Below are 19,578 nucleotides of genomic sequence, written 5' to 3' on the forward strand. Positions count from 1 at the left end.
CGCCAGCCCAGCCTCGTGGCCGCTCAAGACCCTGTCGTTGCTCGAAGCCGGTCTGAGCGGGCCAGACGGGTTTGACGCCGACGTGTTCCGTCGTGGCGGCGGTTGCGAAAGCGGGTGGTCGGCGCCGGATACGGCGTGGCGGGCCTACGGCGGCCGGGGCCGCTGTAGGCGAAGCCGTAACGGAGGAAGGGACCTCCCGGTCACCCCCGGCGGAGTCTGTGTCGCGACGGGGGTGACCGGTGAGGTTAGCTGTAGCTGTGCTCCTTGGCCGGGAAGGCCCCGGAGCTCACTTCGTCGGCGAAGGCGCGGACCGCGCGGTCCATCTCGCCGTGGAGGTCGAAGTACTTCTTCACGAACTTCGCCGGGCGCTCGGTCAGGCCCATGAGGTCCTGCCAGACGAGCACCTGCGCGTCGGTGCCGGGCCCCGCGCCGATGCCGATCGTGGGGATCGACAGGGCGGCGGTCACGCGGTCGGCCAGGTCGGTCGGCACACATTCGAGGACCAGCGAGAAGGCCCCGGCGTGTTCGAGCGCCTTGGCGTCGGCCATCAGCTCGTCGCCCGACTGACCGCGCCCCTGGACGCGGTAGCCGCCGAACGCGTTGACCGACTGGGGGGTCAGGCCCAGGTGGCCCATGACCGGGATGCCGGCCGACACGAGGGCCTCGACCTGGGGGAGCACCCGGTGGCCGCCTTCGAGCTTGACCGCGTGGGCGCCGGCCTCCTTCATGAAGCGGGCCGCGGTCTCCAGCGCCTGGGCGGGGCTCGCCTGGTAGGAGCCGAAGGGCAGGTCGGCGACGACGAGGGCGCGCGAGGAGCCCCGGACCACCGCCGCCGTGAGCGGGATGAGGTCGTCGACCGTGACCGGCAGGGTCGAGTCGTAGCCGTAGACGACCATCGCGGCCGAGTCGCCGACGAGCATGACCGGGATGCCGGCCTCGTCGAAGACGCGGGCGGTCATGGCGTCGTAGGCCGTCACCATCGGCCACTTCTCGCCGCTCGACTTCGCTGCCTGGATGTCGCGTACGGTCACCCGGCGGCCGGCGGCCCCACCGTAAAGTGCAGAGGACATGGCTACCTCCTGGTCTCGTGGCGCCCCTGTGGCGTCCCCGGACAGTCGCATCATCGCATGCGACATCGGGATAGAACACCCCGCCCACTACCCGTAATCCGGTTCTGTCAGAAGCCCGCCGCTTGGCACAATGCCGTGCGGAGGTCGTAAGTAATGAAAACGGCGATTGAACCTTACCGGAGGCTCTTCCGGCTCCCGGGCGTCCCCTCACTGGTGGCCCTGGGGCTGGTCACCCGCATCCCGGCGACCGCGACCGGGCTCACCATCTGGCTGCACGCGGCCGACACGTTGGAGGTCTCCGCGTTGCAGGCGGGGGTGGTGAGCGCCGCCTCCACCGTCGGCATCGCGGTGGGGTCGCCGCTGCTCGGGCGGGTGGTCGACCGCCGGGGCGTCCGGCCGGTCGTGGCGGTGACCACTCTGGCGCAGGTGGTGTTCTGGCTGGCCGCGCCCTCGTTGCCCTATGAGGCGCTGGTGGCTGCGGCCTTCGTGGGCGGGCTGCTGATGCTGCCGGTCTTCGGGCTGATCCGGCAGTGCGTGGCCGCGATGGTGCCCAAGGAGCAGCACCGGACGGGGTTCGCGCTCGACTCGATGTGCGTCGAGTTGTCGTACATGATCGGGCCGGCCGTCGGGGCCGCCGCGGTGAGCCTGCTGTCGAGCACAGTGGCCATGCGGGCCGTCGGCGTCGGGTTCGCTTTGGCGGGGCTGGGGCTCTACCTGCTCGACCCGCCGAGCCGGTCGGCCGAGGAACTGGCCGAGGGGCCTCAGCGGAAGGTGCCGACGCGGCACTGGCTGAACGTGCGGGTGCTGACCATCTTCGGGGTGACCGCCGCGCTGACCTTCGTGCTGACCGCGACGGACCTGGCGATCGTCGCCACCCTTCAGCGCTCCGGGGACACCGTCTGGATCGGGCTCGTCATCGGCCTGTGGTGCTTCGCCTCCCTCGTCGGCGGGTTCGTCTACGGTGTGCTGCCGCGCGGCTTCTCCCCGCTCGTCATGATCGGCGGGTTGTGCGCGCTGACCATCCCGGTCGGTTTCGTCGGCGGCGGCTGGTGGTGGCTGATCCCGGCGCTGATCCCCGGCGGCCTGCTCTGCGCCCCGTCGTTGTCGACGACGGTCGACTACGTCAACAAATCGGTCCCGGCCGCCGCGCGCGGGGAATCGATGGGCATGCACGGGACGTTCCTCACCATCGGCGTCTCGCTGGCGGGCCCGGTGGCCGGCCTGATCATCGACGCCTGGGGCCCGAAGTGGGCGTTCACCGGGGCGGGGCTCATCGGGCTGGTGCTGGTGCTGGTCGCGGTGCCGTTCTGGCGGATGCCGGTCAAGGCGGCGGAACCCGTTGAGGTGCCCGCCTAGTTTTCGAAACGCGACCGTTGCGTATCGTTATTCGCCGGGTGTACATTTCGATACGAAACGACATCGTATCGAAAGTTATCGGGGGCATCCGTGGATGCACACTCGGGACACCCGCGCCGCTGGCAGATCCTCGGCGTGATGGTGTTCTCGCTGCTCGCGGTGGTGCTCGACCAGACGATCCTGAACGTGGCGATCAAGACGATCGCCGATCCCGTTCACGGACTGGGCGCCACCCAGAGCGAGCTCGAATGGGCCATGAACTCCTACACCCTGGCCTTCGCCGGCCTGCTGTTCACCTTCGGCGTGCTCGGCGACCGGCTCGGCCGCAAGCGCATGCTGATGGCGGGCATGGCCCTGTTCCTGCTGGCCTCGGTGGCCAGCGGGTACGCGCAGGACCCCAACCAGCTGATCGCCGCCAGGGCCCTCATGGGCGTCGGGGGCGCGGCGATCATGCCGGCCACCCTCGCGATCATCTCCAACGTCTTCCCCTTCCACGAGCGCGGCCGGGCCATCGGCATCTGGGCGGCCGGGGTCGGCATCGCCGTCGCCATCGGCCCCATCACCGGCGGCCTGCTCCTGGAGCACTTCTGGTGGGGCTCGGTCTTCCTGGTCAACGTGCCGATCGTGCTGATCGGACTGGTCCTCAACGCCGTGCTGGTGCCGGACTCCAAGGACCCGCACAAGGCCAGGCTCGACCCGATCGGCGTGGTGCTGTCGATCCTCGGCCTGATCTCGCTCGTCTACGGCATCGTCCGGATCAGCGACCTCGGCACCGTCGCCGACGTGACCGTCATCGTGCCGGTCGCGGTCGGCGTGGCGATCCTCGCGGGGTTCGTCTGGTACGAGGCCCGCACCGACCACCCGGCCTTCGACGTGCGCCACTTCCGCAACCCGGCCTTCACCACCGCGATCACCACGGTCGGCCTGACGTTCTTCTCCGCCATCGGCGTGATGTTCTTCATGGCCTTCTACTGGCAGATCGTGCGCGGCTACTCCCCGCTGCAGTCGGGCGCGCTCGTGCTGCCCTTCGCGGCGGGCCAGCTCCTCTTCTCCCCGCGCAGCGCCGCCATGGTCGAGCGCTACGGCGCCAAGCTCGTCGGCACCGTCGCGATGACCGTGATCACGCTGGTGCTGGGCGCCTACGTCTTCGTCGGCGTCGACACCCCGATCTGGATCCTGCTCGTGCTGGGCTTCGTCCAGGGCGGCGCGATGGCCAACATCCTGCCGCCCGCGACGACCGCCATCATGAACGCGCTGCCGCGCGAGAAGGCCGGCGTCGGCTCCTCGATGAGCAACGTGTTCCGCCAGGTCGGCTCGTGCCTCGGCATCGCGGTCCTGGGCGCGATCCTGTCGGCCAGCTACCGCAGCGACATGGAGGGCGTGGCCGCCGCGCTGCCCGGCGACGTGGGCCACGTGGCCCAGGAGTCGATCGCCGGCGCGGCCGGGGTCGCCTCGGCCCTCGGCCCGCAGGGCACCTCGCTGCTGCACGCCGCCAACGAGGCGTTCGTGACGGGCGTCCACTGGGCGTCGGGCGGGGCCGCGCTGATGACCCTGATCGGCGTCTTCGTGGTGGCCCGCTGGATGCCCGGGAAGTCGGCGCCCACGGTCGTCCCCGACCTTGTGAAGGCCGAAAGCGCCGTAGGATAGAAGACTGCCATGACGACCATTCAGGAATCCGCGGGGCGGGGGCGTCCCCGCAGTGAGCGCGCCGAGAAGGCGATCGTCGACGCCACCCTCGACATGATCGGCGAGGGCGTCACGGTGTCGGAGTTGTCGATCGAGGCGGTCGCGAACCGCGCCGGGGTCGGCAAGACGACGATCTACCGGCGCTGGGCGAACAAGGAAGACCTGGTGGTCGACTCACTGGCCACGCTCCGGCTCCCCATGCCGGAGCCCGGCGGCACCGACGTGCGGGCCGACCTGATCGAATATCTGAAGATCATGCGGTCGGAGTCGAGCGAGCTGCGCAACCGGTGCATCACCAACATCGCGCTCAACGAGGCCGACCGCTACCCCGACCTCTACCGCCGCTTCCGCGAACTCGTCATCGAGCCGCGCCGCGAGGCCTTCCGGCAGGTCCTGCGGCGCGGCGTGGCGACCGGCGAGCTGCGCCCCGACCTCGACATCGAGGTGGCGATGTCGATGCTGGTCGGGGCGATGCTCTTCCACACGAAGATGTCGGGCCCGGACTACCCGGTGCCCGGCGACCTTCCGGAGCGGCTGGTCGACGAGGCGCTGCGCGGCTTCCGCTACGACGTGACCCGGAACGTGGCGTCCTGACGCTCGGTCGCCGTGCTGATCGGGTCGATGCGCAGCAGGTAGTCGTAGTGCCGCAGGTACCGCGTCGGGAAGTTGTACGACCGGAACGACGACCAGCTGCCGTCGGCCAGCCCGGCCACCCGGTGGAAGGTGGCGTCGGCCCGGAAGACGGCCGTGCCGTCGTTGGCGTCCAGGCGCATCGCGTAGTCCCAGTGGCGCAGGTAGCTGCCCGGCCGGTTCACCGACTCGAACGACACCCCCGCCGAGTCGGCCAGGCCGGGCACCATGCGCCACAGCTGGTCCTGGTGCGGGTCGAACGGGTAGGCGTCGATGCGCCCGACCAGGTTGGCGTGCCGCACGAAGCGGTCGGGGAAGTTGTACGACTTGAGCCTGACCCAGCCGGGCAGGCCCCACCGGGAGACCAGGGCGGTGTACTCGGCGTCGGTGATGCCGGCGATGGAGCCGTGTTTGGCGTTGAGCGGCGGGGTGTAGTCGCGCTGGTTCGCGGCGGTCCAGGCGTTGGCGCCGATGGTCGACGACGTCCAGAGGTAGTAGTCGTTGTTGACCGGGCTGAAGGAGTCGCCCCAGAGCCGCCAGCCGCCCTCGTTGGTCTTCAGCAGCAGCGGCGCCTCGATCGCGTTGCCCTGCCGCAGGCCGCTCGTGTAGGTGGTGAAGCTGTTCGGCTGGCCGGTCGACGACCGCGCGCCGTAGAGCAGCCCGTCGTTGAGGTTCTTGTAGTAGAGGTACGTCGTGTTGCCGTCCACGACGATGTCGCCGTCCAGGACGTTGAAGCTCGGGCTGAAGAAGGTCTGCTGGGCGCCGACCGTCTGGAAGTCGGCGGTGTAGTTGACCGCGAGGACGTCGCGGCCTCCGGTGTTGAACGAGTAGACGATGCCGTACTGGCCGCGCGAGTCGTCGCGGAACACCGTGGGGGCCCAGGTGTGGCCGCCGGTGGTGTGCATGCGCAGGCGGCGGTAGTTCGTGAAGGCCGTCAGGTTGACCGAGTCCCAGACGTGCAGATACTGGCTGACCGAGCTGAAGTCGGTGCCCTTGAGATCGGTGGCGATCACCACGAAGGCGCCGTCGGCCTTGCGGTAGACCTGCGGGTCGCGTAACCCCTGCTCTCCGGCGGTGGGGGTGGCGACGGGGTTGTTCTGGTTGAGGGGCGACCAGTTGAGCCCGTCGCGGCTGACCGCCAGGTGCAGGCCGTAGTTGGAGGCCGACTGGTTGGGGGTCTCGGTGAAGTAGGCGAAGACGTAGGCGGTGTTGGCCGCCCACGCGGCGCGGGGGAAGGCGGCCACGCCGGTGGCCAGGGCGGCGGTCGTGAGGGCGGTTCTGCCGAACTGCCTGCGGCTGAGGGACACGGGAGCGTCCTTTCTGGGGATGTTATCGCTAACATTCGCGGGTGAGCGATCCCCTGGGGGTGTACCGGTGAGTATCCGGCCGCCGGACCGGGCGTCAACGCGCCGTCCCGGCGCACCCCGGCGGTCGCGGACACGAGGCCCCGCTGCCTTGGACTCGCGGGGAAGCGGGCCGGGTCGTGTGCGCCGCGCCGGTGAAACTTACACGGGCGCGTCCGGCTGTAGCGACTGCGTGCCCAGGACGATGGCGAGGGCCAGGCGGTCGGCGTCCTCCGTGCCGGGCTCGGCGGTGTAGACGGTGATGCGCAGGTCGTCGCGGGAGACGAACAGGGTGTCGCAGTCGAGGGTGATCGGGCCGGTCGCCGGATGGTCGATGGTCTTCTGCCGGGAGGTGTCGGCCGGGGCCGGGGGTGTCCCGGCGTCCCACAGTTCGGCGAAGCGCGGGCTGCCGGAGGCCAGATCGGTGATCAAACGCCGCAGGTCGCGGTCGGCGGGGTAGCGCGAGGCCGTCAGGCGCAGGTCGGCCACGAGCCGGGCTTCGTGCTCGGCCTGCTCCCGCGGGGTGTGCACGACCCGCGTGGGCAGCCGGGCGACGTTGCGCCAGACGGCGTTGCGTTCCAGGCCGCGCCAGGTGCCCGTCTCGCCCATGAGCGCGTCGTAGGGCTCGTTGGCCAGCACGAGTGTCCAGCTCGCGTCGTACACGACGACCGGGGTGTTCGCCAGCCGGTCGAGCAGCCGTTGCACGCTCGGGGTGACTCGCGACGGCACGACGTCCGGACCGGGCGCGGCGTGCCCCGCCAGCCGGTAGAGCAGGTCGCGTTCGGGGTCGGACAGGCGCAGCGCCCGGGCCAGCGACTCCACTACCTGCGCCGACGGCGCGGTCGCGCGCCCCTGCTCAAGGCGGGTCAGGTAGTCGGCCGAGATGCCGGCGAGCGTGGCCAGCTCCTCGCGGCGCAACCCGGTGGCCCGGCGCCGTGGGCCCGCCCGCACGCCGACGGCCGACGGCGACACCCGGTCGCGCCAGCGGCGCACCGTCGGGCCGAACTCCCACGCTTCCACGCCCTCCATTCTCCGCCTGCCCGCGCGGGGTTGTCCTGGCCCTGGTAGTCCTACGAGAACCGGACGAATGGCTGCGGCCCGGCCGGCCTCGCAGGCTGGGGCCATGACCGAACCCGGAACCGTTCTGATCACCGGCCCGACCCGCAACCTGGGCCGGCACGCCGTGCTGGCCATGGCTCGACGCCCGGCCGGGCGGCGGCCCGACCTGCTGCTGGTCGGCCGCGCCGGGCCGGATTTGACCGCGGTCGCCGACGAGGCCCGCGCGCATGGCGCCGTCGTCCACGAGATCGGCTGCGACCTGTCGCGACTGGCCGACGTCCGGGCCGCCGCGGCCACCGTGCGCGCCCTGCTCACCGCCGGCGCCGTCCGGCCGCTCCGCGCGCTCGTCGCCAACGCCGGCGCCATGTCGGCCGACACCCGGCGGGCCTCGTCCGACGGCTACGAGATGACCTTCGCCGTCAACCACCTCGCCCACGCCCAGCTCATCGGCGACCTGCTCGGCTCGTTCACCACCCCGGCGCGGGTCGTGCTGCTCGGCTCGAACACCTATCACGCCAATTTCTGGCGCAGGCTGCTGGGCGTGCCCGAGGCCGAGTGGGCCGATCCCGTCGAGCTCGCCCGCCCGGCCGCCGGCGAGCGGGCCCCCGGCATGACAGCGTCCGGCGTCGCCTACTCCAACGCCAAGCTGGCGATCCTGTACTACGCCCATGAGCTGCAGCGACGCGTCGGCGACGGGATCAACGTGTCGGTGTTCGAACCGGGCTGGATGCCCGGCACCGCGCTGGGCCGCGGCGCGCCCAGGGCGTTTCGGGTGATGAGCCGTGTCCTGGGCCGTGTGCCCGGCGTGTCGACGCCGCGACGCTCGGGGCCGCTGCTGGCCGCGCTGGCCCTCGACGACAGATGGGCGCACCTGCGCGAGGGCGCGTTCGTGGTGAAGACCCGGCCGGCCGAGGTGCGGCCGGTCGCCTGCGACCCGGGCCGGGAGCGGCGCCTATGGGAGGCGACCGCCGAGCTGCTGGAACGCGCGGGCACGTCCAAGGCCTGAGGGAGCCCGGGACGGAGACGTTATGACGGCATCTCGCGCCACTTGTTGGTGATCGGCAGGCGGCGGTCGCGCCCGAAGTTCTTCGGGCTGATCTTCGGGCCCGGCGGGTACTGCCGCCGCTTGTACTCGGCGAAGTCGACCAGCCGGATGACGCGCAGCACCAGCTCGGGGTCGTGGCCGGCCGCGATCAGCGCGTCGCGGCCCATGTCCTTCTCGACGTAGTCGTCGAGCAGCCGGTCGAGCACCTCGTAGGGCGGCAGCGAGTCGGTGTCGCGCTGGTCGGGGCGCAACTCGGCGCTGGGCTCCTTGGTGATCGAGTTCTCCGGGATCGGCGGCGGGTCGGACTGGGTGTTGCGCCACCGCGACAACTCCCAGACCAGGGTCTTCGGCACGTCCTTGATCGGCGCGAAGCCGCCCGCCGAGTCGCCGTAGAGGGTCGAGTAGCCCGCCGCCAGCTCGCTCTTGTTGCCGGTCGTCAGCACCAGGTGGCCGTGCTGGTTCGAGAGCGACATGAGGAACATGCCGCGGACCCGGGCCTGGAGGTTCTCGGCGGCCAGGCCGGTCAGCTCGACCTCCTTCTCGAAGGCGGCGACCGTGTCGGCGATGGGCAGGATCCGGGAGTGCACGCCCTGGCGGCGCACCAGCTCCTCGGCGTCGGCGATCGAGTGGCCGGAGCTGTAGCGCGAGGGCATCAGCACCACGTGGACGCGGTCGGCGCCGATGGCGTCGGCGGCGATGGTGGCGGTCAGGGCCGAGTCGATGCCGCCCGACAGGCCCAGGATGACCGAGCGGAAGCCGTTCTTCTCCACGTAGTCGCGCACGCCGAGCACGAGCGCGCCGTAGACCTCGGCGGCGTCGTCGAGGCGGTCGGCGACGACCGGCTCCTGCGGCTCGAAGGTCACCGGCTCCTCCGAGAGCACGACCCGCTCGACCGTGATCGTGGTGCCGTCGCCGGCGTCGTACACCGACTCGCCGGGCTCGCCCGAGCCCAGGGGGAGGTCGAGGTCGGCGAAGAGGAGCTCCTCGGTGAACTGGGCCGCGCGGGCGATCAGGGCGCCGTCGGCGCCGACCACGAGGGAGTCGCCGTCGAAGACCAGTTCGTCCTGGCCGCCGACCTGGTTGGCGTAGGCCAGGGCGCAGGCCGCCTCGCGGGCCCGGCGGGCACACAGGTCGCGGCGCACGTCGTCCTTCTCCCGCTCGTACGGCGAGGCGTTCGGCACCACCAGCAGGCCCGCGCCGGCCGCGCCGGCCACCGACACCGGGCCGCCCTCCTGCCACAGGTCCTCGCAGATCGCGACGGCCACGTCGACGCCGTGGAGGCGGAAGACCGGCAGGCGGTCGCCGCGCACGAAGTAGCGGTATTCGTCGAAGACGCCGTAGTTGGGCAGGTGGTGCTTGGCGGTGCGGACGACCACGCGGCCCCGGTGGAGCACGGCGGCGGCGTCGAGGGGCGCGCCCTTGGGCTGGCCCACCCGGGCCACCCGGTCGGCGCGGTCGACGTAGCCGACGACGACGGGGAGGTCGCCGTAACCGGCGTCGGCCAGGCGGCGGGCGCAGCTCTCCAGGGTCGCGATGGACGCGTCGACGAAGGAGGCGCGCAGCACCAGGTCCTCGACCGGGTAGCCGGTCAGGAACATCTCGGTGAAGACCACCAGGTGGGCGCCGCCCGCGTGGGCCTTGCCGGTCCATTCGACGAGCCGGTCGGCGTTCCCGGCGAGGTCTCCGACGACGGGGTTGGTCTGGGCGAGTGCGATGCGGAGTTGGGCCACGGCACCAGCCTACGGGGCGCCCCCAATTTTCATCAATGTGACGATAAGCACCCCTGTCACGTTCCGGGGCTGACGAGTCCCGTCTCGTAGGCGAGCACGACGAGCTGGGCCCGGTCGATCAGGTCGAGGCGTTTGAGCAGGCCGGTCACCTCGGCCGCGACCTCCGGCTCGTCGACGGCCAGGGTGACCGCGATCTGGCGGTTGGTGAAGCCGCGCGCGATGAGCCGGACCAGGTCGACCTCGGTGTCGCTGAGCCCGCCGGGCGCGGCCGGGTTGTGGCGGCCCGCGAAGGCGGCGATCAGGTGGGTCGTCACGGCCGGGTCGATCAGCGCGTCGCCCGCCACGGCGGCCCGGATCGCGGCGATGAGCTGCTCGGGGGCCGACGTCTTCAGCACGAAGCCGCTGACCCCGGCGCGCAGCGCCGAGTAGAGGTTGTCGTCGGTGCCGAAGGTGGTCATCATGATCACCTTCGGCGGGTCGTTCTCGGCCAGGATGCGCCGGGCCGCCGCGAGGCCGTCGAGGCGCGGCATCTGGATGTCCATCAGCACGACGTCGGGGCGGGTCAGGTGGACCTGCTGGATCGCCTGCTCGCCGTTCTCGGCCTCGGCCACCAGCTCCAGGCCGGGCTCGCTGTCGAGCACCACCTTCAGTCCGGTGCGCACCAGGGCCTGGTCGTCGGCCACGACCACCCGCAGCACCTCGGCCGGCCTCGGCGCGGACACGGGCGGCGCGACCGGCCCGTCGAGGTGGGCGGCCTGCCCGAGGATGTCCTGCTCCAGCCGCTGGAGGGCGGGGCCCAGGTCGAGCCCGAGCTCGTCGCGCAGGACGTCGCGGGCCCGGCGCAGCGCGCCGAGCGCGTCGGCCTGGCGGCCGGCCCGGTAGAGGGCCAGGGCGAGCAGCCGCCAGGCCTCCTCGCGCAGCGGGTGCGCGGAGGCGTGCGCCTCCAGGTCGGGGATGAGCGCGGCGCTGCGGCCCAGCCGGACGGCCGCGTCGGCCCGCCGCTCGACCGCGATCAGCCGCAGGTCGTCGAGCCGCTGCGCCTCGGCCTGGGCCCAGGCCAGGTCGCCGAACTCGGCCAGCGCCGGGCCCCGCCACAACGCGAGCGCGGTGTCGAGCCGGGTCAGCGTGGCCGCCAGGTCGTCGCCGTCGTCGCGTTTCACCAGGTGTTCGAAGTGCCAGGCGTCGACGTTCTCGACGTCGGCGCGCAGCGCGTAGCCGGGCGGGGCCGAGACCAGCACCCCGGCCTCCTCACGGGGCGCCCGGCCGGGCTCCAGCGCCCGCCGCAGGCGGGACACGTAGCCCTGGATCGTCGACAGGGCCTGGGCGGGCGGACGCCCCGGCCACAACTCGTCGATCAGCGTGCTGACGGGAATGGCCCGCCCGCCCGCCACCAGAAGGCGGGCCAGGACGGCCTGCTGCCGCTGACCTCCCAGGTCGAGCGGCCGCCCGTCGGAAATGGCCTGGAACGGCCCCAGGGCCCGAAGAATCACCATGGTGGTGGTAAGCGTAGAGCAACGTCACATGGCGCCGGTCAACGGCAGCCGGGCCGCCACGACCGTGCCGCCGGTGTCGGGCGCGGTGATCGCGCACGAGCCGCCGAGTTCGGCCGCCCGCTCCCGCATCGACGCGGTGCCGACCCCGGCCCGGCGCACCTCGGGCAGCCCGATCCCGTCGTCGGCGACCCGGACCGTCAGCAGCCCGCCCTCCAGCGCCAGCGTGATCGACACCCGCTTGGCGTGGGCGTGCCGCCGCACGTTGGTGAGCGCCTCCTGCGCGATCCGGTACGCCGCCACCTCGACCGCCGCCGGGAGGTCGTCCATGGGCCCGGCGGCGCTCACGTGGGTGGCCGTGCCCGCGTCGAGGGTGTCGGCCGCCAGGGTGCGGATCGCCTCCACCAGGCCCAGGTCGTCGAGGGCGGGCGGGCGCAGGCCGTAGACGAGCTCGCGGATGTCGCCGGCCACCGCGTCCATGCCCGAGCGCAGGTCGCGCAGCAGGTGGTCGGCCGTGGCGGGGGAGCCCTTGATGTTGAGCCGGGCCATGTTGAGCGTCATCGCCATCGCGCCGAGCGTCTGGCCGAGCCCGTCGTGCAGGTCGCGGCGCAGCCGCCGGCGCTCCTCCTCGCGGGCCGCCAGGATGCGCTCCCTGGAGCGTTGCAGGTCGCTGGCCATGCGCACGGCGTGGGCGACGTCGGCGACGTAGGGGAGCAGGGTGGCGACCACCCGTTCGTCGTGGGCGGCGCCGAACCTGCCGCCCCCGGGCGCGCCCAGGAGCAGGCGGCCGACCGGTTCGCCGTGCCAGACGAGCGGCAGCTCCCGGGGGGCGGCGCCGACCTGGCCCGACGTGACGTGGAGGCCGTTGACGACCTCGACGGCGGCCCCGCCGACCGCCAGGCCGTCGCGGACCACGTCGACCACGGCGGCCAGCGCCTCCGCCGGGTCGGCGTTGCGCACCTCCTCGACGAGCCGCGCGGTCAGTAACCTCGGGTCGCCGACCGGGCCGTAGAGGAGCCGGTCCATGCCGCGCTGGATCAGGCGGCGCAGCGGCTGGTAGAACGCGCCCGCGAACAGGGCGGCGGCCAGGCCCGCGAGGATGTCGTACTCGGCGGCCATGAGGCTGAAGACCGCGCCGGTGGCGAAGTAGACGGCGCTCACCCCGGCCACCGTCCCGGCCACGACCACGGTCCGGCTGAGCACGTCGTCGATGCCGAACAGGCCGTGGCGCAGCACGGAGAAGGCGATCGACACGGGGATGAGCGCCACCCAGCCCACGAGGAAGGCGTGGAAGGCCGGGTCGCCGGTCACCACCAGCACGGCGTAGACCGCGAAGGTCAGCGCCGGCCAGGCGACCGCCCGCCGGGTCTCCGCGTCGGCGCCGCGCATCCGGACGACCATCGAGACCAGCGCCAGCAGGATGCACCCCTGCTCGGCCAGCCACAGCGTGTCGGTGACCGGCACCCAGACCTCGCGCGGGATGCCGAAGTCGAGCGGGTTGGGGATGACCGACGACATGCCCCGCGTCGGCGCGGGCGGGGTGGGGCGGCCGACCCGCAGCGCCGTCTGCGCTGCGATGATCACGGCGGCGACGACACCGAAGACGCCCCAGCCCTTGGAGGGCCGCCGCCCGCCGATGGCGAACAACGGCACCAGGATCGCGAGGAAGCCGCCGCCCAGCGACCAGGTGCCGGCGCCCACGATGCGGTACAGGGCCGCCGTGTCCAGGTCACCGCCGTTCTCGGCCTGCACCAGCAACGCGGAGGTGAGCACGCTGACCGCCTCGAACACGCCGCCGGCGATCATCAGCCAGCCGATCGGCAGGCGGGGCCGCCGGGCCGCGATGTAGGCGCCGAGAGCGGGGAACATCACCCCCGCCGTGTAGTCGGGCGTCGGCTCGAAGGCGACCTGGCTCTGCGGCGGCAGCCCGAACTGGATCGCCAGCGCGGCGGCGACGGCGGCGGCGGAGGCCACGCCGACGACGGCCGCGATCACCAGTGCCGGACCCGAACCTCTGTCTCCCATTTCGGGCCAGGGTATTGCCGAATTATGACTGTTGTGTCCTGGTCCTATTACGGATCGATCGTACGAGCAGCACCTGCCCCGCCGCGGCCACCAGGCCCAGGGCGCCCGTGGTCAGCCAGAGCGCCTCGTGCCCGAGCTCCAGCAGCCGGGTGCCGAGCACGGGGGTGACCGCCGCGCCGACCGACCACGACAGGCCGTAGAGGCCGTTGTACCGGCCGCGCAGATGGGGCGGGGCCAGCGCCGAGGTGATCGCCAGGGGCATCCCGGCGGTGAGGATCTCGCCGCACGTCCAGACGGCGACGGCCAGGGCGTACTGGAGGGTCGTGGTGGCGAAGGCCTGCAGCGCGAACCCCACGCCGACCACGGCGAAGCCCGACGCCAGCACCAGGCTCGGCGAGAACCGGGTCAGCCAGGCCGTGGTGACCGGCTGGACGACGATGATCAGCGCGCCGTTGACCGCGATGGCCGTGCCGAACGCCTCCGGCGGCAGCCCCCGCTGGGTCATCGCGATGGCCAGCGTCTGGAACGCCTGCAGATAGGTGCACGTGTAGGCCAGGTTCATCAGCACGAACGCGACCATGGTCCGGTCGCGCAGCACGTCGTGGTAGCCGCCGGGCAGCCGTTCCGCCGCGGGCGGCCGGGTCTCCGGGATCAGCCGCCAGACCAGGAAGCCGAAGATCAGGCAGCCCGCCGCGTCGATCCAGAACAGCAGCAGGAACCCGCCCGACGCGAGCCGCCCCCCGGCCACCATGGCGACGGAGAAGCCCAGGTTGATCGCCCAGAAGAGCAGCCCGTAGGCCCGCGGCCGGTCCTCCGGCGACACCAGGTCGGCCAGCATCGCCTGCGAGGCCGGCCGATAGGTGTCCACGACCATCCCCAGCACGAACATACCGGCGGCGATCGCGGTCAGGTCGCGGGCGTAGCCGAGGAAGATCATGGTCGCGGCGGTGGCGACCATCCCGCCCGTGAGCGTCGCCCGCCGCCCGATCCGGTCGGCCAGGAACCCCGCCACCGGCTGCGACAGCAGCGACCCGCAGCCCCACAACATGAGCACGAACCCGGTCATGGCGACCGAGACGCCGCGCGACTGGGTCAGGTAGATGCCCATGAACGGCTGCGCCATCGCGCCGAGCTTGTTGACGGCCGTCCCGGCGAACAGCACCCAGAACTCTCGGGGCAGCCCGCCGACGCGGGAGTGCACGAACTGACGGACGGGGGAGCGGTGGACGGGAGGTGCGGCCATGGGGACAAGGGTCGTGACCGGGGACGGGCGGGCGCGATCGATTTAGGCTCTGCTAAAACATGGTCTGAAATGGGCAAACTTTCGGGGGTGGGGACACATGGCCGTGGAGTGGTTGTTCACGCCCGGTGACGTGGCGCGGTCGCGGTTCGCCTTCTCGCCCATGTGGGAGGTGGTCGCCAGCCTCCGGGCCGTCCAGGGCGCCGCGCTGCACACCGCGCAGGCGCCGTGGTCGCGGGCGGTGCGCGACCGGCTCGGCGCGCTCGGCCTGGGCGAGCTGACCGGCCTGGTGCCGGCCGCCGGATACGTGCCCGACTTCCTCACCCCCACGCCCGACACCCACCAGCCCGACTTCGCCGCCGAACTCGCCCGGGTCCGGGCCACCGACCCCCGGGTCGCGCGGGCCGAGGTGGCCCGCTCGGCGCCGCGCAGCGCCGGGATGGCCGCCCGCTTCGACCACGACCCGGCCGGGACGCTCGCGTGGGTGAGTGACGCGCTGGAGGCGTACTGGACGCTGGTCTTCCAGGACTTCTGGCCGAAGGTGCGCGGCATCCTGGAGGCCGACGTGCTCTACCGGTCGCGGCGGCTGGCCGAGGGCGGGGTGCGCGACCTGTTCGCCGCCCTCCACCCGTCGGTGACCTGGCACGGCGACCGGCTGATCGCCGACAAGGGCTGCATCCACTGGGGCGAGCTGGGCGGCGCCGGGCTGGTGCTGCTGCCCAGCGTGTTCCAGCCGCTCGACCGGGTGTCGGTCATGCACGAGCCCTACCGGCCGATGCTCGTCTATCCGGCCCGGGGGATGGGCAACCTCTGGCAGCGCGACCCGGAGGAGGTGCCCGGCGCGTTGTCGGCCCTGATCGGGCGCACCCGGGCCCGCATCCTGACGGCGCTGGAGCTGCCGGCGTCGACGTCGGGGCTGGCCCGGGTGATGGAGCTGACCCCGGGGGCGGTCTCGCAGCACCTGACGGTGTTGTCGGACGGCGGGCTGGTGTCGCGCCGGCGGCTGGGGCGCGAGGTGCTCTATCAGCGCACGGCCATCGGCGACGCCCTGGTGGGTGGCCACCACTAGTCGTCGCGGCGCGGGCCGGGAGCGGTGCTGGGCGCCGGATGCGGCGGGGGCCGGGGGCGGCGGACGGTGCCGGGGGGCGGAGCGTAACGGAAGGAGATTCACAGGGGGAGGCGGGCGGTGACCGTGGTGCCGCCGGGGGAGCTCCGCACCTCGCACGTCCCGCCGAGTTCGGCGGCGCGTTCGCGCATCGACGCGAGGCCGACGCCCGGGCGGGTGCGGGCGGGCAGGCCGGTGCCGTCGTCGCGGATCTCCAGGACCAGGTCCTCCTCGCGTCTGACGGTGATCGTGGCGCGGGTCGCGGCGGCGTGGCGGCGGATGTTGGTGAGGGCCTCCTGGGTGATGCGGTAGGCGGCGACCTCGACCGCCGCCGGGAGGCCGGTCAGGTCGCCGTCGACGACCAGTTCGTCGGGCCCCAGGTCCTTGAGCGCGCCGGCCAGGCCGAGCTCGTCGAGGGCGGGCGGGCGCAGGCCGTAGACGAGTTCGCGGATGTCGCCGGAGACGGCGTCCATGCCGCAGCGCAGGTCGGCGAGCAGGGTGTCGGCGGTCTCGGGGCTGCCCGCAAGGCTCATGCGGGCCATCGTGATGCGCATCGCCATCGCGCTCAGCGTCTGGCCGAGGCCGTCGTGGAGGTCGCGGCGGAGGCGGCGGCGCTCCTCCTCGCGGGCGGTCAGGATGCGCTCCCGCGACCGGCGCAGCGCCGTGGTCAGCCGCATGGTGTGGGCGGCGTCGGCGATGTACGGGGTCAGCCCCGCGATCACCCGCTCGTCGTGGGCGGCGGGGAAACGGCGGCGTCCGGGCGGGCCGATGAGCAGCGTGCCGACGGGTTCGCCGTGCCACACGAGATCGACCCGGCGGGCCACCACGGGCAACTCGCCCCACTGGGTGCGGGCGCCGTCGAGGTCGAGGGCCGCGCCGGTCACCGCCAGGCCCTCCCTGATGGTCTCCAGGGTGGCCAGCAGGCCGTGGACGGGGTCGCTCTGCTGGAGCCGCCGCCGCAGGTCGGCCGCGAGGGAGACCGGGTCGCCCCGGGTGCCGTAGAGGGCCCGGTCGGCCAGCCGGTGCAGCACCCGCTTCATCGGGTGGAAGAACACCCCGGCCCCGAGCGCCACGACCAGCCCGAAGTAGCGGTCGACCTCGGCCAGGAACAGGCTGGAGGCGGTGCCCGCCAGCACGTAGGCGCAGGCGAACACGGTGACCATCCCCGCGCCGACCAGCGCGCGGGTGATCAGGGTGTCGATGCCGAACAACCGGTAGCGCAGCACGGCCAGGGTGATCGCGGCGGGGATCAGCGGGATCGTGATCGCGGTGATCCACCAGACCGACCCCCCGATGATCCACGGCACGCTCAGGCAGGCGATGGCCAGCAGCGGCCAGAGGATCTGCCGCCGCTCGTCGCCCTCCGCCCGCCGGAACCTGATCACCAGCGACGAGAACGCCACCAGCAGCGCCACCGTGATGAGGGGCGGCAGCACGCCGGTGCCCGGCACGATCCAGTCGGCCGCCAGCACGGCGGCCGCGAAGCCGCCCGGCCAGCACCACGTCTTCGACAGCAGCGCCCCGGTCGGGTAGAGCATCGGCAGCAGCACGCCGAGGGCGTAGGTGGTCAGGTTCCACACCCCGTGGGAGAACAGGCCCAGCGGCGCGGCCGGGGCGGGGTCGCCCGTCTGGACCAGCAGCGCGGCCAGGGTGACCGACGCGACGCTGGCCGCCGCGCCGAGCCCGCCCAGCGTCAGCAACCAGCCGATCACCAGTTTCGGCCGCCGCTGCACCAGCAGCGCCCCGAAGACGGAGAAGGCGACCCCCATCACGTCCTCCGGGGCGACCGGCAGCGGCTGGTCGGCCGGGCGCGGCAGCCGCTCGCCGAGCACCAGGTCGGCCACGACCAGGAGGATCGCCGCGCCCGCGATGCCCGCCGCCAGGATCCGGGCCGCCCGGTCGGGCAGCCGCATCCATCGGGGCCGGGTCTCTTCCTCGGGCAGCTCCACGGCTTCTGAGACGGGGCCTGGTGAGGGAAAGTTCAGCAGACTTCCGGCATTTCGGGTGACGCTTTGTCAGACGGGGTGGTGATGGCCCGGACGATCGGCGGGGGCGTGCCGTAGAGACGCTGGGGGAACCGCTGGGTCGCGCCCGGCCGCAGCCGCACGCCGGTGACGGTGGCCTCCCCGCCGTACACGTCGGAGATCCTCATCGTGTACGGTCCCGGCCCCGGCTCCTCCGGGAACACCCAGTAGTTGTCGGCCCCCCGGCGCAGATCACGCCAGTGGGGGCCGCTGCGCACCCGCACGTGCGCCAGCCGGTTGCCGTGGTCGAGCACCTGCAGCGCCGCCCAGTGGGCGGTCGAGCCCGCCTTGAGCCGGAAGGCCAGCCGCCGGGCCGGTTCGGGGTCGCGCACCTCCCGGTAGGCGATGGCGGCGCTGCCGTCGCCGCGGTCGGCGATGCTGACGAACGCCTCCTCCGACAGGTCGAGGTCGCCCGGCCCGCAGGCCGGGCAGCGGTCGACCACGAGCACCCGGACCGTGCCGGTCGGCCCCGTCACGTCGAGATAGCCGCCGCAGGCGGCCGACCCGGCGTACTCGGCCGTCGACACCGAGGCGAACAACATGCCGTGGCGGGGCAGTGAGCAGTTCCCCGGCGTGCGCGCCTCGTAGAAGTAGGCCCGCCCGCGCCGGTCGGGCGAGGCGCAGACCGGGCCGGTGAGCTGGACGAACACCACCGCCGCCACCAGCGCCGCCACGGCGGCCGCCACCCAGGGCCTCTTACGGCGTCTCGCGTGCCTCATGTCGGATACATAGAGACACGCGGTGATTACGTTACGTAGATCTTCACTGGTAGCGCGGGGACTCCAGCAGCCATTCCAGATATCCCCGGGGCGCCCCGAACAGCGCCGCGGCCACCTTCTCGACGTCGTCGGGCACCCCGAGCTCCGCGTACGCCTCCGGCAGCGCCTTGGCCGCGTCGGTCAGGTCCTCGGCCCGCTCCACGATCCGGTCGGCCACCCACTCGGCCGGGGCGGGCACCCCGATCCGCGAGGCCGCCACCCGCAGGTAGTTGTGCGGGTCGCCGCGCTCCTTGCCGAGCGAGGCCACGTCGTTGCACCAGGCCGTCACGTCGACCACGGCCTCCACGAGCGTCCGCCACGGAGGTGTGGTGTGCAGCCGCCCCGGCACCTCGATCCGCAGGCACCCCTCGACGATCTCGGCGCCGGGGCCCGCGAAGACGTCCCGCCGGAGCGAGGGGTACTCCCCGGCCGACGGCACCCGCCCGATCGACCGGTTCACCGCCTGCATCCGGCACGCCTGCGCCTGCGCCTCCATCCGCGCCGCGAACCGCTGCTCCCACGCCGGGCTCATGGCGGGCGCCGTCACCCGCCACAGGTCGCCGAACGCCGCCACCAGCGGCTCGTCGGTCGCCCGGCCGGTCCGGGCGGCGTCGCGCAGCCGGCCCTGCATCTGGTCGAGCACGGTGGTGTCCCGGCTGCCGCTGCCCTCGTCGCACCAGTCGTCGTAGGCGAGCTGCCAGGTGACCCAGCGGGCGAGCAGCTCGTTGCCCGGCAGCACCCGCGCGGCCAGCCGCTGCGGACGGGCGGAGATCGACAACCCGTACAGCCCGGCCCAGGCCCCCAGCGCGCGCGTGTCGCACTCGACCGGCTCTCCATGGGCCGGCGGCAGGGCGTACGCGAGCGGGGCCAGAACGGCCGCAGCCGAAGGTATGCGCAGCTCAGGGGTCATAAGATGACACGGTAGGTGAGGGTTGGGCACTTGTCCCTGAGGCGCGACGGGGTGTCCTCACGGCAGGTGCGTAACGTATGTGAAACACACAAGGGGCACACTGGTAG

Annotated in this window: 15 protein-coding genes; 5 read left to right on the forward strand and 10 right to left on the reverse strand. The window is 72.8% G+C overall.

Annotation, left to right across the window (positions count from 1 at the left end; all coding sequences use genetic code 11):
• Window positions 1-245 precede the first annotated feature (245 nt).
• Window positions 246-1,070, reverse strand: coding sequence for a 3-methyl-2-oxobutanoate hydroxymethyltransferase (gene panB / locus QSK34_RS02275; protein ID WP_285579317.1), 825 nt, complete (start codon window positions 1,068-1,070; stop codon window positions 246-248).
• Window positions 1,071-1,223: 153 nt separating this feature from the next.
• Between panB and QSK34_RS02280 the strand changes: the two genes are divergently transcribed.
• From QSK34_RS02280 to QSK34_RS02290, 3 genes are all read left to right on the forward strand, one after another.
• The gene (locus QSK34_RS02280; protein ID WP_285579319.1) at window positions 1,224-2,426 is read left to right on the forward strand and encodes an MFS transporter; all 1,203 of its coding nucleotides are present in this window, start codon (window positions 1,224-1,226) and stop codon (window positions 2,424-2,426) included.
• Window positions 2,427-2,516: 90 nt separating this feature from the next.
• Complete coding sequence (locus QSK34_RS02285; protein WP_285579321.1) at window positions 2,517-4,073, forward strand: DHA2 family efflux MFS transporter permease subunit; 1,557 nt, start codon at window positions 2,517-2,519, stop codon at window positions 4,071-4,073.
• A 9-nt stretch (window positions 4,074-4,082) separates the two neighbouring features.
• On the forward strand, window positions 4,083-4,706 hold the full coding sequence (locus QSK34_RS02290) for a TetR/AcrR family transcriptional regulator (protein ID WP_285579323.1): 624 nt from the start codon (window positions 4,083-4,085) through the stop codon (window positions 4,704-4,706).
• On the opposite strand, the gene QSK34_RS02295 is transcribed toward QSK34_RS02290, so the two are convergent.
• Together QSK34_RS02295 and QSK34_RS02300 are read right to left on the reverse strand one after the other, a co-directional pair.
• A complete protein-coding gene (locus QSK34_RS02295; RefSeq protein WP_285579325.1) occupies window positions 4,676-6,049 on the reverse strand; it encodes a glycoside hydrolase family 43 protein in 1,374 nt (457 codons plus the stop codon). The two genes, QSK34_RS02290 and QSK34_RS02295, sit on opposite strands and share 31 nt — an antisense overlap.
• A gap of 198 nt (window positions 6,050-6,247) precedes the next feature.
• Window positions 6,248-7,105: a helix-turn-helix transcriptional regulator gene (locus QSK34_RS02300; RefSeq protein ID WP_285579327.1), complete on the reverse strand. Its 858-nt coding sequence runs from the start codon at window positions 7,103-7,105 to the stop codon at window positions 6,248-6,250.
• Window positions 7,106-7,208: 103 nt separating this feature from the next.
• On the opposite strand from QSK34_RS02300, the gene QSK34_RS02305 reads away from it, so the two are divergent.
• On the forward strand, window positions 7,209-8,150 hold the full coding sequence (locus tag QSK34_RS02305) for an SDR family NAD(P)-dependent oxidoreductase (RefSeq protein ID WP_285579329.1): 942 nt from the start codon (window positions 7,209-7,211) through the stop codon (window positions 8,148-8,150).
• Between the two features lie 20 nt (window positions 8,151-8,170).
• Here the strand turns inward: QSK34_RS02305 and QSK34_RS02310 are convergent, their stop codons facing one another.
• From QSK34_RS02310 to QSK34_RS02325, 4 genes are read right to left on the reverse strand one after another with little or no spacing between them, the layout of a single operon-like run.
• On the reverse strand, window positions 8,171-9,919 hold the full coding sequence (locus QSK34_RS02310) for an NAD+ synthase (RefSeq protein ID WP_285579331.1): 1,749 nt from the start codon (window positions 9,917-9,919) through the stop codon (window positions 8,171-8,173).
• A 56-nt stretch (window positions 9,920-9,975) separates the two neighbouring features.
• Complete coding sequence (locus QSK34_RS02315) at window positions 9,976-11,412, reverse strand: BTAD domain-containing putative transcriptional regulator (RefSeq protein ID WP_285579333.1); 1,437 nt, start codon at window positions 11,410-11,412, stop codon at window positions 9,976-9,978.
• Window positions 11,413-11,436: 24 nt separating this feature from the next.
• Entirely contained in the window at window positions 11,437-13,434 is a 1,998-nt protein-coding gene (locus tag QSK34_RS02320; RefSeq protein WP_285579335.1) for a sensor histidine kinase, read from the reverse strand.
• 22 nt (window positions 13,435-13,456) lie between these two features.
• Window positions 13,457-14,677 carry an MDR family MFS transporter gene (locus tag QSK34_RS02325; RefSeq protein ID WP_285579337.1) on the reverse strand — a complete coding sequence of 407 codons (1,221 nt, stop codon included), beginning with the start codon at window positions 14,675-14,677 and terminating at the stop codon, window positions 13,457-13,459.
• Window positions 14,678-14,774: 97 nt separating this feature from the next.
• On the opposite strand from QSK34_RS02325, the gene QSK34_RS02330 reads away from it, so the two are divergent.
• Window positions 14,775-15,743, forward strand: coding sequence for a DUF5937 family protein (locus tag QSK34_RS02330; RefSeq protein ID WP_285579339.1), 969 nt, complete (start codon window positions 14,775-14,777; stop codon window positions 15,741-15,743).
• Between the two features lie 98 nt (window positions 15,744-15,841).
• Here QSK34_RS02330 and QSK34_RS02335 read toward each other — a convergent pair whose 3' ends face one another.
• From QSK34_RS02335 to QSK34_RS02345, 3 genes are read right to left on the reverse strand one after another with little or no spacing between them, the layout of a single operon-like run.
• Window positions 15,842-17,728, reverse strand: a complete 1,887-nt coding sequence (locus QSK34_RS02335) for a sensor histidine kinase (protein ID WP_285579341.1) — start codon at window positions 17,726-17,728, stop codon at window positions 15,842-15,844.
• 32 nt (window positions 17,729-17,760) lie between these two features.
• Window positions 17,761-18,522, reverse strand: a complete 762-nt coding sequence (locus QSK34_RS02340; protein WP_285579343.1) for an expansin EXLX1 family cellulose-binding protein — start codon at window positions 18,520-18,522, stop codon at window positions 17,761-17,763.
• A 43-nt stretch (window positions 18,523-18,565) separates the two neighbouring features.
• Window positions 18,566-19,471, reverse strand: coding sequence for a terpene synthase family protein (locus QSK34_RS02345; protein ID WP_161480233.1), 906 nt, complete (start codon window positions 19,469-19,471; stop codon window positions 18,566-18,568).
• Between the last annotated feature and the right edge of the window lie 107 nt (window positions 19,472-19,578).

The organism is Herbidospora sp. NBRC 101105 (assembly GCF_030269205.1).
In the GTDB taxonomy this organism is placed as follows: Bacteria; Actinomycetota; Actinomycetes; order Streptosporangiales; family Streptosporangiaceae; genus Herbidospora; species Herbidospora solisilvae.